17 protein-coding genes and 2 pseudogenes are annotated in these 14,732 nt (G+C 66.8%); 13 read left to right on the plus strand and 6 right to left on the minus strand.

All coding sequences use genetic code 11. The annotated features are described in order from the left end of the window. Positions 1–12: 12 nt before the first annotated feature. The 5 genes from ACFFRH_RS18065 (at position 13) to ACFFRH_RS18085 (ending at position 4,773) form a co-directional block, all read left to right on the plus strand. A complete protein-coding gene (locus ACFFRH_RS18065; protein ID WP_344744836.1) occupies positions 13–876 on the plus strand; it encodes an alpha/beta fold hydrolase in 864 nt (287 codons plus the stop codon). Beyond that, the gene (locus ACFFRH_RS18070; RefSeq protein ID WP_344744837.1) at positions 873–1,913 is read left to right on the plus strand and encodes an LLM class flavin-dependent oxidoreductase; all 1,041 of its coding nucleotides are present in this window, start codon (positions 873–875) and stop codon (positions 1,911–1,913) included. The genes ACFFRH_RS18065 and ACFFRH_RS18070 overlap by 4 nt, the downstream gene beginning before the upstream one ends. Beyond that, entirely contained in the window at positions 1,910–3,331 is a 1,422-nt protein-coding gene (locus ACFFRH_RS18075; RefSeq protein WP_344744838.1) for an MmgE/PrpD family protein, read from the plus strand. The genes ACFFRH_RS18070 and ACFFRH_RS18075 overlap by 4 nt, the downstream gene beginning before the upstream one ends. 21 nt (positions 3,332–3,352) lie before the next feature. Next, positions 3,353–4,156, plus strand: a complete 804-nt coding sequence (locus tag ACFFRH_RS18080) for a TetR/AcrR family transcriptional regulator (RefSeq protein ID WP_386157889.1) — start codon at positions 3,353–3,355, stop codon at positions 4,154–4,156. Between the two features lie 332 nt (positions 4,157–4,488). Continuing rightward, a complete protein-coding gene (locus ACFFRH_RS18085) occupies positions 4,489–4,773 on the plus strand; it encodes a DUF1540 domain-containing protein (RefSeq protein ID WP_344744840.1) in 285 nt (94 codons plus the stop codon). Here the strand turns inward: ACFFRH_RS18085 and ACFFRH_RS18090 are convergent. Beyond that, on the minus strand, positions 4,758–5,039 hold the full coding sequence (locus ACFFRH_RS18090; protein WP_344744841.1) for a hypothetical protein: 282 nt from the start codon (positions 5,037–5,039) through the stop codon (positions 4,758–4,760). The two genes, ACFFRH_RS18085 and ACFFRH_RS18090, sit on opposite strands and share 16 nt — an antisense overlap. 234 nt (positions 5,040–5,273) lie before the next feature. Between ACFFRH_RS18090 and ACFFRH_RS18095 the strand changes: the two genes are divergently transcribed. Continuing rightward, a protein-coding gene (locus tag ACFFRH_RS18095; protein ID WP_386157940.1) for an IS5 family transposase occupies positions 5,274–6,034 on the plus strand; the annotation gives its coding sequence in 2 pieces (ribosomal slippage) (positions 5,274–5,565 and positions 5,565–6,034; 762 coding nt in all). Positions 6,035–6,043: 9 nt separating this feature from the next. On the opposite strand, the gene ACFFRH_RS18100 is transcribed toward ACFFRH_RS18095, so the two are convergent. Further along, positions 6,044–6,526, minus strand: coding sequence for a hypothetical protein (locus ACFFRH_RS18100; protein ID WP_386157894.1), 483 nt, complete (start codon positions 6,524–6,526; stop codon positions 6,044–6,046). Between the two features lie 403 nt (positions 6,527–6,929). Between ACFFRH_RS18100 and ACFFRH_RS18105 the strand changes: the two genes are divergently transcribed. Beyond that, entirely contained in the window at positions 6,930–7,694 is a 765-nt protein-coding gene (locus tag ACFFRH_RS18105) for a hypothetical protein (RefSeq protein WP_386157897.1), read from the plus strand. Positions 7,695–7,834: 140 nt separating this feature from the next. On the opposite strand, the gene ACFFRH_RS18110 is transcribed toward ACFFRH_RS18105, so the two are convergent. Further along, the gene (locus ACFFRH_RS18110) at positions 7,835–8,392 is read right to left on the minus strand and encodes an ATP-binding protein (protein WP_386157901.1); all 558 of its coding nucleotides are present in this window, start codon (positions 8,390–8,392) and stop codon (positions 7,835–7,837) included. A 641-nt stretch (positions 8,393–9,033) separates the two neighbouring features. Between ACFFRH_RS18110 and ACFFRH_RS18115 the strand changes: the two genes are divergently transcribed. Continuing rightward, entirely contained in the window at positions 9,034–10,410 is a 1,377-nt protein-coding gene (locus tag ACFFRH_RS18115; RefSeq protein ID WP_386157904.1) for an NsdA family TPR-like regulatory protein, read from the plus strand. 24 nt (positions 10,411–10,434) lie between these two features. On the opposite strand, the gene ACFFRH_RS18120 is transcribed toward ACFFRH_RS18115, so the two are convergent. Continuing rightward, positions 10,435–10,611, minus strand: coding sequence for a hypothetical protein (locus ACFFRH_RS18120; RefSeq protein WP_386157907.1), 177 nt, complete (start codon positions 10,609–10,611; stop codon positions 10,435–10,437). A 64-nt stretch (positions 10,612–10,675) separates the two neighbouring features. Here ACFFRH_RS18120 and ACFFRH_RS18125 point away from each other — a divergent pair, with 64 nt between their 5' ends. From ACFFRH_RS18125 to ACFFRH_RS18135, 3 genes are all read left to right on the plus strand, one after another. Beyond that, the gene (locus ACFFRH_RS18125) at positions 10,676–10,819 is read left to right on the plus strand and encodes a hypothetical protein (RefSeq protein WP_386157910.1); all 144 of its coding nucleotides are present in this window, start codon (positions 10,676–10,678) and stop codon (positions 10,817–10,819) included. Between the two features lie 681 nt (positions 10,820–11,500). Then, positions 11,501–11,779 carry a helix-turn-helix domain-containing protein gene (locus tag ACFFRH_RS18130; RefSeq protein ID WP_386157913.1) on the plus strand — a complete coding sequence of 93 codons (279 nt, stop codon included), beginning with the start codon at positions 11,501–11,503 and terminating at the stop codon, positions 11,777–11,779. Beyond that, entirely contained in the window at positions 11,755–12,354 is a 600-nt protein-coding gene (locus tag ACFFRH_RS18135) for a transposase (protein ID WP_386157916.1), read from the plus strand. Before ACFFRH_RS18130 ends, ACFFRH_RS18135 begins: the two co-directional genes overlap by 25 nt. Positions 12,355–12,556: 202 nt before the next feature. On the opposite strand, the gene ACFFRH_RS18140 is transcribed toward ACFFRH_RS18135, so the two are convergent. Then, the gene (locus ACFFRH_RS18140) at positions 12,557–13,108 is read right to left on the minus strand and encodes a hypothetical protein (RefSeq protein ID WP_386157920.1); all 552 of its coding nucleotides are present in this window, start codon (positions 13,106–13,108) and stop codon (positions 12,557–12,559) included. A 795-nt stretch (positions 13,109–13,903) separates the two neighbouring features. On the opposite strand from ACFFRH_RS18140, the pseudogene ACFFRH_RS18145 reads away from it, so the two are divergent. Beyond that, a pseudogene (locus ACFFRH_RS18145) lies at positions 13,904–14,194 on the plus strand (transposase); the annotation flags it as partial. A 136-nt stretch (positions 14,195–14,330) separates the two neighbouring features. Next, complete coding sequence (locus ACFFRH_RS18150; protein WP_386157923.1) at positions 14,331–14,636, plus strand: transposase; 306 nt, start codon at positions 14,331–14,333, stop codon at positions 14,634–14,636. Between the two features lie 9 nt (positions 14,637–14,645). Here the strand turns inward: ACFFRH_RS18150 and ACFFRH_RS18155 are convergent. After that, positions 14,646–14,732: pseudogene (locus ACFFRH_RS18155) on the minus strand (IS5/IS1182 family transposase); the annotation flags it as partial.

Consider the following 14,732-nt stretch of genomic DNA (forward strand, 5'->3'; position numbering starts at 1 on the left):
CCGAAGAAAGGCATGACGCAGATGAGTATCTGGACCGATCTGACCGGTGTGGAGCACACGCTCAGGTACGTGGACGCCGGAGGTCTCAGGACCCGGGCGCTCCAGGCCGGCACCGGTGAGCCCGTGGTGTTCCTGCACGGCACCAGCGGCCACCTGGAGGCGTTCGTCCGCAACCTCCCCGCGCACGCGGCCGCCGGCTACGCCTGCCACGCCATCGACATGGTCGGCCACGGCTACACCGACGGCATCGACGAGCCCTACCGCATCCCCCGCTACGTGGAGCACGTGCTCGCCTACCTGGACGCCATCGGCGCGGAGCGGGCCCACTTCGTGGGAGAGTCGCTGGGTGGCTGGGTGGCCGGGCGCCTCGCCGCCGACCACCCCGAGCGGGTCGGCAGGCTCACCCTGGTCGCCCCCGGCGGCACGGTGGCCAACCCCGAGGTGATGGCACGGATCAAGACCAGCACCCGCCTGGCCGTGGAGACCGACGACATCGACCTGACCCGCAAGCGGCTCCACCTGCTGATGCACGACCCGGCCAAGGACGTCTCCGAGGAGCTCGTCCAGGTCAGGCACGACATCTACCACCGCCCCGACTTCGTCAGGCGGGTCGGCAACCTCCTGTGCCTGCAGGAGATCGAGAACCGCCGCGAGGACCTGCTCACTCCCGAGCAGATGGCGCGCATCACCGCGCCGACCCTGATCGTGTGGGGCGCGCAGAACCCGTTCGGCGACATCCCCGAGGCGCACCGCATGAACGAGAGCATCCCCGGCTCCCGGCTGGAGATCTTCGGCGAGTGCGGCCACTGGCCCCAGCACGAGCACTCGGAGCGGTTCGACAAGCTCAACCTGGCCTTCCTCGGGGAGGACGCGTGAGCGGCGGCGCGGTGCCGAGCCTGGGCATCCGGCTGCCGCCCTGCGACCGGGCCGACCGGATCGCCGACGCGGCCGCCCACGCCGAGCGGCTCGGGTTCGACAACGTGTGGCTGCCCGACTCCCAGCTGCTGTGGCGCGACGTCTTCACCGCGCTCACGGCGGTGGCCCTCCGGACCGAGCGCGTCGGCCTCGGTACGGCGGTCACCAACCTGGTCACCCGGCATCCCGCGGTGGTGGCCTCGGCCGCCCGCAGCATCGCCGAACTGGCCCCCGGCCGCTTCCACCTGGGCGTGGGCGTGGGCAACAGCTCGGTGGGACCGGTCGGCCTGCGCTCCAGCACCAGGGCCGAGCTGACCGAACGTCTGACGCAGGTCCGTGCGCTGCTGCGCGGCGAGGAGTGGGACTACGGCTCCACGCGCTCCCGCCTGCGCGATCCGGGCCCCGCCGTGCCCATCCATCTGGCCGCCAGCGGCCCGAAGAACCTGCGGTACGCGGGCGAGGCCGCGGACGGGGTGATCCTGCTCAGCGGGATCGCCCCGGCCAACCTGGCCGACAGCCTCGACCGGGTCCGGGAGGGGGCGCGCTCGGCGGGCCGCGACCCGGCGGACATCCAGGTCACCGCCTCCGCCTACTGCCATGTCACCGACGACGTCGAGCGGGACGCCCGGATCCTCAAGCCCGTGTGCGCGACCATCGCCCGCTACGGAGGCCGTACCTCGCTCGCGCTCGCCGGGATCGAGGTGGACGTGCCCGAGCGGTTCGACGAGGGCGAGGTCTACCCGGACCTGATCCACGCCGAGGACTGGGACCTGGCCGTGGAGGTGGCCGGCCGCTGGGTCAGCGACGAGGCCGCCGTGAAGTTCGCGCGGGCGTTCTGCCTGTTCGGCACGACCGGCGAGATCGGCGCCCGGCTCGCCGAGCTGGGCGCGCTCGGCGTCACCGGCCTGCTGGTGCAGCACGTCGGCTCCTACTCGCTGCCGTACGAGCTGATGGACGCCCTGGGCGACGTGCTCGCGAGGTCCGGAAGCCGAGCGTGAACGACGGGACGAGGGAGGTGCCCCTGGCCGAGGCGATCCTCGACCGGGCGGAGGCCGTCGCCGGGGGCGCGGACGCGACGCTGCTCGGCCGGGCGGCCGAGCACGTGCTCGACACCACGGCCTGCGTCGTCGCCGGAGCCGACCACCCCACCGCGCTGCGGCTCCGCGCGGCGGGCGGGCTCCGGCGGGGGCGGGAGGAGCACGAGGAGGGGGAGGCCGATCGCCCGGCCGGCGCCGGGGCACGCCGGGAGACGGCCCTCCGGGAGGCGTCCCTCCGCGAGGCGGTGCTGGAGGGGGTCACCCGGGCACACGTGGACGAGTTCGACGCCATCCACACCGGGTCGGCGACCCTGCCCGCCGCCGTGGTGATCCCCCCGGCCGTGCTCGTCGCGACGGCCCTGCGCCGCGGCGGCGACGAACTGCTCCGCGCCGTGATCGCGGGGTACGAGGCGGTGGCCGAGGCCGGCACGAGGTTCGGCGGCCCGGCCCTGTACGCCGACCGCTGGTGGCCCGGCGCGCTGTTCGGCCCCCTCGGCACCGCCGTCGCGCTCGCCCGGCTGTACCGGCTGTCCCGGGAGCGCACGCTCGCCGCGATCGGCCTGGCGGTCGGAGGTATGGCCGGTCTGCTGCCGCCGGACCGTCTGGGCGACGCGCACTACGTCGCCCTCGGCAGGTCCGCCTGCGCGGGCCTGGACGCGGTACGGTTCGCCGCGGCGGGCATGGAGGCCGATCCCCGCCTGCTGGAGGCCGCCGCTGCCGCCGTGCTGCGCGGGGAACCCGCCGAGGCGGGTTCGGGGACGCCGCATCTGCTGGGGTGCTCCCTGAAGGCCTATCCCTGTGCCCGCCCGTTGCACGCCGCGGTGAGCGCGCTGGAGGGGCTGGTCGAGGAGGGGCTGCGGCCCGAGACGCTGGCCGAGGTCAGGATCGGCCTTCCCGCCGCCGCGCTCCGGTTCGTCACCGCCGACCCGCGCCCCGCCGATCCGGCCGCCGCGGCGGCGAGCGCCCCGTTCGTGGTGGCCGCCACCCTGAGCGGAGATATCCGAAATATCTCCATATTTAGGAGTGCTGGTTCCGTGTCCGGCACGGGAGAGACCGCGCCTGCGATTCCCGGTACGGTGGGCGGTCCCGGAGCGGGACCCGAGGTCACGATCGAGGCGGGGGAGGTCGTCGGAGCCGCCTATCCGCGTCACTGGGGTGCCGAGGTCACGGTGACGACGTCCACGGGCGCGTCGTACCGGCGGGTGGTGCTGGATCCGCCGGGTGACCCGGCGTCGCCGATGACGCGCGGGCAGCTGACGGCGAAGGCGGAGCGGCTGCTGCGGGGGCATGAGGGAGCCGCGCGGCACATCGCCGGCTGCCTGGCGCTGGAGCGGGCGACGGACGTGGCACGACTGCGCCTGCTGTCCACGGGACTGTGAAACGATCTGAGAGTGAGACCCTTGGAAGACGGTTTGACGGCGCACGACACCGGTGCGGGAGCGGGGACGCCGAACGGGCAGGGACCGTCCGGGGGAGGCGTCCGTAAGAACGAGCGGGCGCTGACCGCCGACGACATCCTGCGTACCGCCATCGAGATCGGCGACCACGAGGGACTCCACGCCCTGACCATGCGCAGGCTCGCCGCCAAGCTGGGCTTCAGCACGATGGCGCTGTACCGGCACTTCAAGAACAAGGACGAGATCCTGGACGGCATGGCCGACCTCGTCCTCGGCAACCTCAGCCTGCCCGAGGAGGCCGGTCTCGATCCCGAGACCGTGATACGCGACCTGGCCCGGGCGCTGCTCGGGATGATGCGCTCGCACCCGAGCGTGATCCACCTGCTGTCGACCCGTGCGACGACCAGCCGGACCTCGCTGAGCGGCGCGTTCGAGCGCGTGCTCGAACGCCTGCGCGCCACCGGGCTGTCGGCCGATCTGTCGGTGCGGGTCTACGGCGCGCTCATGACCTACACCATCGGCTTCGCCTCCTACCAGATGCCACGCCCCTGGGGCGGGAGCGGCGAGGACGCCCGCGAACTCAGACGCCAGCGCGGCCATTTCTACGCCTCCCTGCCGGCGGACGAGTTCCCCCACATGGTGGAGCTGTCCGGGCTGCTCGTCGACCTGCCGCACGACTCGCAGTTCCAGGTCGGGCTGGAGTTCATGCTCGGCGGCATACTGTCCGCGCACAACGGCGACGCCTCCGCGCCCGAAGCGGGCGACGGCTCCGTGGCGGCCGGCCGGCAGGACCGGTCACCGTCCTGACCGGTCCGCCCCCGAGCCCTGCCGGGCGTCCGCGCACCCGAGACCTGTCCGGGTCGGCGCGGGCCGCTCTTGGGGAAGCCTTGAGGGCCGGATGGGCGTGAGGGCGACCCGGGCGCGGTACTAAACCGGGTAGTCCCCGAGCCCGCGTGCGGGAACGGGGACCGCGTCATGTCCGACTCGTGAGCACAGAAGATCGTGACGAGGACCTGGCGGCCCGCCGCCGGCCGGACGCATCGGTCCGCCGCGCGGTGACCCAGCAGACCACTGGGCGACAGGCCCCGGCGATGGCTCGCCGAGCCCGGGACCGGCCCGAGCCCTAGGAGAGTTCAGCCATGCAGATGCCCACGGTCAACGAGTGTCAGGTCGAGGCGTGCGCGTACAACACGGAGCACGCCTGCCACGCCCTGGCCATCACGGTCGGCAACAGCAGCCACGCGGAGTGCGAGACCTTCTTCAAGGTCTCCTCGAAGGGCGGCGACCCGGCCGCCACCGGCCGCGTCGGCGCCTGCAAGATGGCCAACTGCCAGCACAACGTCCAGTACGAGTGCCAGGCCTCCGGCATCGTCGTCGGCTACGCCCAGCAGGACATCGACTGCCTCACCTACGCACCCGCCTGACGTCGGGCGGCCCGGATCAGGACGACGGCAGGGCCGGGCCGCGCCGTCCGGCGATGAGCGGTGGTCCTGCTGTGCTGGATGGCGGCAGTCAGTGGCAGGACGCGCCCCAGGTCACCCGGCATGAGGAGGTGGTCACCGACGGCGTCCTCGACAGCGCCGAGCGTGGCACGGTCGACCGCGACGTGCTCGATCGGGCCGGGTGGGTTCGAGAAGGACAACCGCCACGCCGGGACGGTGGCCATGCCGCGCAGGGTTCGCAAGCGCATGGTCGTGAGAATGGTGAGTGGTCATCTGCCTGTCCGGTTCGACGGACAGGCTATGGCGCGTTGGATTCACTCGGAAAAGCCATGGTCTTTGAGGTGTGCGATCAGGTCGTCCATGTTTTGGGCTCTGCCCATCCTGAGCGAGTGCCCGCGACGTCCAGCGGCTCGATCCCACCCACGAGGGTTTGGCCGCCTGCGCTTTTCTGCTGAACAAGTGTCTGATCTTCAAACACGAGACTGCTGCCGCCGCATCCGCCCCGTCGCCGACACCATCCAGGGCGGCGACCGATCGATGACCGCATGGCCCTGGCCGGCATCATCTACGTCCTGCGCACCGGTGTGGCCTGGCGCGACGTTCCCGCGTCGGTGATCGGCTGCTCGGGCGTGACCTGCTGGCGGCGGATGCGCGACTGGACGGAGGCCGGTGTCTGGCCACGCCTGCAGCAGCAGCTGCTGAGCGAACTACGGGCCGCGGGTCTGCTTGATCTGGACACCGCTGCCATCGACGGCTCGCACATCCGCGCTCTCAAAGGGGGGATCACGTCGGGCCCTCACCGGTCGACCGCGGTCGGCCCGGCTCCAAGCACCACCTGATCGTCGATGCGCACGGCACTCCGCCGGCGGTCTCGGTGACCGGTGGCAACCGCCACGACGTCACACAGCTCCTGCCTCTGCTGGACAAAGTCCCGCCCATCCGCGGCGTGCGCGGTCGGCCTCGGCGCAAGCCCCGCCGCCTGTACGCCGACCGTGGCTACGACTACCTCAGTCACCGCCGCCACCTGCGCACGCGCGGGATCACGCCAGCCATCGCCCGCCGCGGCATCCCGCAGGGCTCCGGGCCGGGTGCCGTCCGGTGGGTGGTCGAGCGGACCTTCGCCTGGCTGCACCAGTTCAAACGGCTCCGGGTGCGCTACGAGCACCACGCCGACCTCCATCAAGGTTTGCTCGACCTGGCGTGCAGCCTCATCTGCCTGCGCCGCCTTCGGACCTCATTTTGAAACGATCAGTTATTCGGGAATGATGCCCAGAAGTCCCTGCGACGAAAACCAGTCGCGGTCGAGAAACCGCCCACTGACTCTTCCCAAGACACATAGATACTCCTCTAGCTGCCCTTCTAGTGAATTAAGGTCATATCTTAGATCCTCCCAGTAAATGCGATATCCTTCCTCATCGTAGATGGTTCCATCCCATACACCATCGTGGATGTAGGAGAGTTCGTCGATTTCTCCAATACCGTAGATGCATGAGACATCGAAAACGCGCTGGCCGCCTAGGCTGAGGGCCTCCGGAGATGACCTCAATCCATTGAGATAAAGAACTAGGGACCAGCCGGGAGCAAGGCGGGTAATCCAAGCCCGATGCGACCCGTCGGACGTAGAACCGTAGAATTCCATGGCAGCCTGAAAGTCGCACACGAATGTCGTCTCCGCTTCGATGTGCAGCCGCCGGGCCACCTCGCCGATGTCTTCGATGCTGACCCATTGGGCCATAAAGAATCCATGGAGTCCATGTTCACGTAGGAGACTCTGTTGATTTTCAGCAGGAAGGGCATTCATAGAAGATATCCAGATTCTGTACGACGACGGCGAGAGGAAAGCGGGCGAGAAGTTTAGCAATGTCACTCCTCGTCCGCACGCCTCGGTCGCCCCTCACCACCATTGCATCAAGACGGTCTGCCACGAACTCGGACACTCGGTCGGACTCGCGCACTACAATCCGAACCTCAATCCTCCGGACGTCCCGGGTGTGGCGGGTCAGCCTCATGACTGCCAGGCGAGCGGATCCGTGACAAGTGCGAATCTTCCTGGGGCGTCCGGGTCATGTATATGGCAATACAATCAGCACCATAAAGACCACATTAACGCTTGGTTCTAGATCGGGGGGAAGGTAGCAATGAAAAAGCGTGCCGGCGTTACCGTCCTACTGGCAGCTGCTCTGCTGCTCACCGGGTGTGCAGCCCACGAGAACGAAAGAAAAGCGGCTGAGGCGTCGCCGAGTAATGGTTATGTGGGTGACACCGGGGAGTCGTCCCGAGGGTCCCTGGACGTGTCCGTTCTGCGTGGATCCGAAGCGGACTACGATTTCTCACCCTCGCCGGAGGCTCTGGCCGGAAACCGCCCCATTGTGGCGGCCGGGGTGGTGGAAGGCTGGCAACAGGGGCCCATCCTGGAAAGTTACGAGGGCGGCCCTCTCGATTACCGCGTGGTGCTGAAGGTCAAGGTGACCGACGCGCTCAAAGGCGTGAAGGGGCGGGCGTCCATTCCCGCGAACCTGGTTTTCGTCGAGCTCGACCAAGGGGCGGTCATCCGGGATGACTCCCTACCGCCCGAGGAGTGGAAGCCTGAGAGGTCGGTCCAGGACTTCGCGACGTCGATTCCGGCCGGGACGAAGGTCATGATCTTCCCGACGGAGCGGCCGGCGCATGAGCAGAAGGTTCTTGACGAGGGAGAGCGACTTCCGGCGGGTGCGCGCCTGATGAGCGTTCCACCGCAGGGCCTGGTCTTCGAGGACCCTCTCCTGGCCCAGCAGAAGTCGGGTCAGTCCGCGCTCGTCGGTGGCAAGGAGCCGCTGGGAGTCGCCGGGCGTTCACCGTGGCTGGAGCCGAAGAGTATGAGTGAGCTGGTCGACCGGCTGAGAAGCAAGGGATTCTCGGAGTAGACGAGTGGTCCGTCGGGTGTGGTCGGCAGGCTCTGGAGCCGACCACACCCGACGGCATGCGCGGGGTTCCGTTCGCTTCGCGGGCGAGGCGAGGCCCGTTCTGATGAGTCGACCCGTGCGAGGAAGCGAACCCTCGGCCATCACAGAGGACGATCGGTGGCACGGATCGTGTTCGTCCCGGTGTCGAGGTCGTCCCCGGTGCGGAGGGACGAGAAGGGCGGACTGGCGCCCGAGCGGGTGGGCAGGGCGAAGGTGACGGCCTTGCCGGGGGTGCCGGTGGTGTGGGTCGTGGCGGGGTGGACGTGGCACCGCCCTTGGGAGAGCCGGTGGACCAGGAGCAGGCCGCGGCCGTTCTCGGTGAGCAGGGGCAGGCCGATCTCCTCCACCGAGTCGAGAAGGCCGAGGATGATGCGGACCTCGTGGAGGTCGGGGTCGCCGTCGACGACCTCGCACCAGGTGGGGACGCCGTCCAGGCTGAGGACGCGCAGCTCGTACGGGGGATGGGCGTGCCTCTCGGCGTTGGCGGCCAGCTCCGCCACGATGGTCTCCGCGTCGGAGACGGCCTCGTCGTCCAGACCGGCCTCCCTGAGCACCTCCCGGAGCACGGCGCGGGCGCGACGTGAGGCCGAGCCCGGCTGAAGGATCTTGATCAGTACGCGAACGTCACCGCCTCCCATCACGCCGGCGTGCTCTCCCATCAGGCCGCCTCCTCGGTCGTGATCCGGAGGGAAGACCGGATCCTCGCCGGGGTGGTCCTGGGCACCGTGGGGGATGCCGCCGGATGGCCGCATGAGCATGCTCCGTTCGCTGTCGGTGACTGTGGACAGCAGGAAACGCGACGGGCGGAGTGAGGTGAACGTCGAGCCCCGCTCGTTCACCGAGGTTCCAGGAACAGCGTGTCCGGCGCGGCCGTTCTCTGGTCGTTTCCCCAGTTCAAGCGGTTATTCGAGATCAAATCTGGTGCAAACAGAATCTATGCGGATGTATAGGCAAACCTGTTGTCGTGGTGGTGATAACCAGTATTGGCTGCGTTGAATGGAACAGGGTAAGCAAGCGAGTGAGTTCCGGGCCACGGCTCGGTGGTCCGGTGGCTGGTGGGCGCTAAGGATCGAAGGGGCGGGGTTGTCGCGTCCCGCGCACACACAGGTGCGGCGCCTTGGCCAGATCAAGGAGACGGTCCACGACCTGCTGGCGCTCCGTTTCGACGCAGAAGTGGAATGCCGACTCGCGTCTGCTCGCGTGGGGTGGTCGGTTTCTGGTCGTTCTTCTCGGCGGGGTGGTGTGCAGTGGTTCTCCCTCATCACAATAGGTAGCCATTCGGCTACCTTGGGAGGGCGACATGGGTGGGCAACGGAGTCGTAAGACTCGTCCCGAGCTGGTGAGGGCTCGGGTGCGGCGGGGGATGAGCCAGGAGGCGGCGGCGGAGGCGCTCGGGGTGACGCCGACGACCTGGGCGCGCTGGGAGCGCGGAGAGCAGGGGGTCCGTGCCTGCTACCGGCCGCTGATCGCCGCCGTGTTCGGGGTCGAGGCGGTCGAGGTCGAGCGGTGGATAGACGGCTGGTCCTACGGGGAGACATCATCGTGGCCGATCGCGGGCTGTGACGACGACTCACCGGCGGCTACCGTGAAGTCGGCCGCGCTTCTGTGGAGGTTGGAGATGGATCCGTCCCGGCGTCACCTACTGGCCTCGCTGCCGTTCGTGCCCGGAGCCTTGGGCGAGTGGCTGGTCTCCTGGAACTACGGCACCCCGACCGCGTCGGCCGCCAGGCAGGACGAGGGGCGCGAGGTGGGTCTCGCCGACGTGGCGCGGATCGTCGAGGCGCAGAAGGCGTTCGGCCAGATAGACCAGCGGTTCGGGGCCGGGCTGGTGCGTCCGGTGGTGGTCAAATACCTGCACGAGACCGTGGCGCCACTGCTGCGAGGCCGTTACGACGAGCGGGTGGGCTCCGAGCTGATGACGGCGGCGGCCGGGATGACCTGGCTCGCGGGCTGGACGGCCTTCGACCTGAACCGGCACGGCCAGGCACAGCAGCACTTCGGCCAGGCGCTGCGGCTGGCCAAGAGCGGCGACGACCCGCTGACCGGCGCCTGGGTGCTGGCGACGCTGACCCGCCAGGCGATCCACCTGGAGCAGGGGGCCTGGGCTGTATGGCTGGCCCGAGCCGCCGTCGACACGGCCCGCCGGGCTGAGGCGTCCCCGCATGTCATGGCATTGATGCTGGTCAGAGAGGCGTGGGCGACGGCCTTGCAGGCCAAGCTGGCCGAGAATCCTGATCGGCATACCGCCAAGCAGGTCGAACGACTGATCACCGAGGCTGAGCGGGCTTACGCCCAAGGAGCCACCGATCGTGATCCGGAGTGGGTCGGCAGATACGAGGAAGTGGAGCTGAACGCACAGGTGGGTCGCTGTTGGAGCATGCTCGGCGAACACCGGCGAGCGGTAGGCCCCGCGGAGGCAGCCGTGATCGAGTTCGGCGAACGAGTTCCTCGGACCGCCCAGTTCAATCAGCTGCATGCCGCCGAGGCGTACCTCGGTATGGGGGAGTTGGAACAGGCTCTTGACTCCGCCCGAGCCGCGATCCCGGCGACCAAGACGCTGACCTCCGCCCGCACGGTGGAGCTTGCCCGCCAGTTCGCCGGACAGCTTGAGCCGTACGGGGACAGTGTGATGGTCCGTGAGTTCCGGGATCACCTGAACAGCGAGCTGGCCGCCTGACCGGAGCGACCTTGAGGTTGTTGTTTACAGACGGTGCCAGGTGGCGTCGATCGCCTCAACGATCTCCCGGTCACGAAGGGCCTCGGCCATCATGTCGCGGTAACGGGACGAGAGGTTGTCCTCGCCGCTGTCGAAGCAGCCGACCCAGGGAAAGCGCCGCCGGATGGCCCCCGCGTCGGATGTGTCCGCCGGTCCGCTCATGCTCCCAGTGTAAATAGTCACGCAGGGAGCTTATTTGATCACGTACAGGCAGTAGGGGTTTGCGGTGAGTGAATACAGCGAGGTCGAGGAGCTACTGATCAACCAGCTCAAGAAGGTGGGCTGGACTCACCTGGCTGAGGCCGAGGCGGGCGCGCTGGACATACTGGAGTCCGAAAACCCTACAGATCCTCCGGCTGCCCGTCGATGACCAGCGCGTCTACGAGGAGGCGTTAAAAGGCTGATCGACTTCGAGGACGCCGTCCGCGAGGTGAGGGTGGCGACACTGGAGAAGACGCCGAGGAACGCCACACATTGGTCACGGACATCGATGGCGAAAACGATCTGGACTGTTGAAATTTGTCACGTAAGTTTGCGTCCTGATGTGCATGTCAAAGGGTCCGTCGCGCTGGAGATCCAGTTGATCGAGGCCGAGCGCGCTCAGTTGACTACCTCGTCGACGGAGTCGTCGAGATTGATGATCCAGGCGAAGATTGTGCCGGTGTGTGCCGAGTCGGGGACGAGTAACGCACAGGTGTTACGAGAGCTGGAAACAACGTCTAAGAAAGCTGCAGCTACTGATCTTGAAAGGCTGAGGTTACGTTAGGGACGGGCCGGTCGAGGGCGGTTGTTTCCCGGGTTGTAGACCGGAGGTATGAGGTATCCAGATAGAGGGGGACTGTCCGCGCAGGCTCGGGTGCAGCGTGAGCAGCTGCGTTTTCGGGCGGCAGACATGTTCGCTGTGGGAATGACCGCGCCGCAGGTCGCCCGACAGCTGAAAGTGACTCGCAAGTCGGCGTGCTCGTAATCGCGGGCATACAAGGCCGGCGGCAAGGCCGCGCTGGCCTCCAAAGGGCCGGGAGGAGCGCGGTGCCGGCTGTCGCCGGAGCAGTTGCAGCGCCTGGAGGCGGAGTTGGAGCGCGGCCCGGCCGTACACGGCTGGCGTAGCGACCAGCGCTGGACACTGGCGCGGGTCGCCGTGCTGATCGCTGAGCTGTTTCGGACGCGCTACACCCCGCGCGGGGTGGCCTACCTGCTGCGGCGCCTGGGCTGGTCGCCGCAGGTGCCCATCCACCGGGCCGCCGAACGCGACGAGGAAGAGATCGCCACGTGGGTCAAGGAGGTCTGGCCCGATATAAAAGCACTGTGGCGGCCCGTGGAGCATGGCTGATCTTCGCTGACGAGTCCGGTCAAAGCCTACGGCCACCCAAAGCGCGCACCTGGGCACGGCGGGGGCACACGCCGGTGGTGGGGGTATCGGCCAAGGGCTCGGGCCGGATATCGGTCGCCGCGCTGCTGTGTCTCAAGCCCGGCCGCGAGCCTCGGCTGCTATATCGCCTGCTTGGCTACCACGGTCGCGCCCGCGAGCGGAAGGGCTTCGACGTGCGCGACTTCCAAGCCCTGCTGATGGGCGCCCACCATCTGCTGGATGCTCCGATCGTCGTGGTCTGGGACAACCTGGGCCGCCATACCTGCGCGCGGATGCGCGCGTTCGTCGGACGCCATGACTGGCTGATGGTTTATCAGCTGCCGTCGTATGCGCCGGAACTCAATCCGACCGAGGGAGTGTGGGCCAATCTCAAGGGTATGTTGGGCAACCTGGCCCCCCACAGTGTCGATGAGCTCGCCGCTGCCATTCGCAGTCACCTCAAGGATGCAGTACCGGCCGACGCTATTGAACGGCTTCATCGCCGGGACCGGCCTGATCCTCGATCTGCCGTAACCCTAGCTATTCAAGATCAGTAGCGCTGCATCGCTAAATTACGAAGGGAGTCTGCACATGTTTGAGATTCTTGTTTTCAGGCTGTGATCCAGGTCTGCCTCAGAGAGCGGTTGTAAGGTCACTGCGGTTGCCTGGCCGGTTCAGTTGGTGCGCCGCTCCATCCAGTTGGGGGAGGGGAACGGCTACGTTACCTGAGCAGATTTTCCTGGTTGGAGTGCATCTTGGTTACCAAATCGTGTTGAAATAGGGTGGGCTAACGCCACCGGTATCCGCATCCGGGGTTACCTGGAACGGTGAGTACGGATCTCCGCTGTTGGAGGCGGAAAGCTTCCAAGAGTCGGAGCAGGGCTTTTTTTCATCTCCTGGCCTGCCATATGCACGCAAGTCGCCCGGCGGAACCATGAGGTTTGTTCGCGGATAGTTATCCTGCCAGATGATTAGCCCGATGTTGTAGTGGATGACAGTGTCGCATTTTCCTAGCCTGTACCGGTTTGCTGATCCGGGAGCTAAGTACACTTCTCCTGTGTCTCTATGGCCTGCGAATCCCTTTTGCTTGTATATTATTGAGACACCAACGTCGTTTTCGGTATCATTTTTTATGTAAATGAGATAGTCATTTAAGGCTGCATCGTTTGGCGGCGGACTGGGGGTCGCCGCAGAAGTCAAGATTGCCGCAGGAAGAAGAAGAGCTAAGGTGAACGAGCGCCTGAAACGGAGGGGATTCCACATGATGCCGTCCTTGGGAAAATCAGCGAATAGTGCGCCATGTATAAGCATCTCCTTTGGCGTGGGGATGCGTCCAGTCAATTTGTTAAACCGTTGAGCATAAATCACTATAAGAGGTCCGCGCGAAGAGAATTCCGGTGAGGTCTTTGACGGTAGTAAAGATATCCTTTTGGGGTTCGTAGTCTCACGCTGGTGTATGATCTACTAAGTTCGGTAACATAGCCTATGAGGCCATCAGGCAGCCGCCCGCCGGCGAAACGTGAGGAAGGCGGGCGAGCCCCAACTGCTGCCTCTACCCGGGTTGGTGTGCTCTTATTGCTCAATCGTGATCGTCTCGTTCTGCTGGACCCACTAAATAACCGTTAGTGTCCCGCGCCGGAAATTCGCTGTAGATACCGGGCGAATGGGTCGAGGATCTCGTCAGGGGTCTTCGTCCATACGAACGGCTTGGGGTTGGGGTTCCAGTCGGTGATCCAGGCGCGGATGTCCTTCTCCAGGGCCCGGGCGTTCTTGTGTGCCCCGCGGTGGATCCTCTGTTTGGTCAGGTAGCCGGACTACCATTCGACCTGGTGATCCACTGGACCCGGGACAGACCAAAGTCTCCACCGAACCCAGGGCGATTCACAACAGATACTTTGTCGACGTGAGGAGAGCTCTGCACCCGGACGACCTAAGAGCCTGCTGACAAAGGGGTTTGGCGTCATGGCCTGAGTCAGGAGACCGCCGGGGTGTGGCCATTTTCGGGTCGTTGACCCGTGCACGGGAGCGGGCTCCCGGTAGCTGAGGTGTTGTCTAAGCAGCTCAGCGGACAGGAGCCCGTGGTTGTCTGTCTACACGCCCGCGTCCGTGAACGCCAGCGATTGCGCCTCACCGGGGTGCCGATGTCACGGGCGGAAACCGGCATATCCATCGGCCCTGACTGATAGTGAATGGGCGGTGCTGGAAGGCGAGTCTCGGGCGGTGATGGCCGAACTGGTCGCGCCCACCGGCAGGCCGATGGTGCATGACCTGCGAGCTGTGCTCGACACAATCACCTATGTGACCCGGTACGGGGTCGAGTGGCGAGCCCTGCCGATCGACTTCCCGCTGCATGAGGCGGTGTACGCGTTCTTCCTGCGCTGGTCCCGGCGTGGCCTGCCTGAACGGCTCGCCGGGCGGCGCAAACTGCCAACGGCAGGGTGTGTCGACTTCCAGACGGTCAAGGCCGCCGAGACCGTCGGGGCCGCGGCGTGCGGTTACGACGGAGGCAGGAAGATCAAGGGGCAGAAGCGGAATGTCGTGGTTGACACGCTCGGGTTGCTTGTTGTGCGTGATCGTCACCGTGGCGCCGGTCCAAGACCGCGACGGAGCCCATTCCGTGCTGGCCCGGCTGCGAGAGGAGTTCTCCACCATCAGCCTGGTCTGGGCCGACGGCTACACCGGACGTTTGGTGACCTGGGCCGGGCAGGTTCTCGGCCTAACCGTCACGATTGTCAGACGCAGCGACGACGTCCGCGGCTTCGTCGTGTTACCTCGCAGGTGGGTGGTGGAAAGAACCTTCGCCTGGCTGGCCCGCTACCGTCGGCTGGTCCGGATCTAAGAGCGTGACTCATTTGGTGAGTCTTCGGTAGCAGATAAGCGCCGCTGCGAGAGCGACAAAAGATGCGAAGTGATCGGCGCGGCGCTCGTAACGGCG

This window comes from Streptosporangium vulgare, from assembly GCF_042428775.1.
Taxonomy (GTDB): Bacteria; Actinomycetota; Actinomycetes; order Streptosporangiales; family Streptosporangiaceae; genus Streptosporangium; species Streptosporangium vulgare.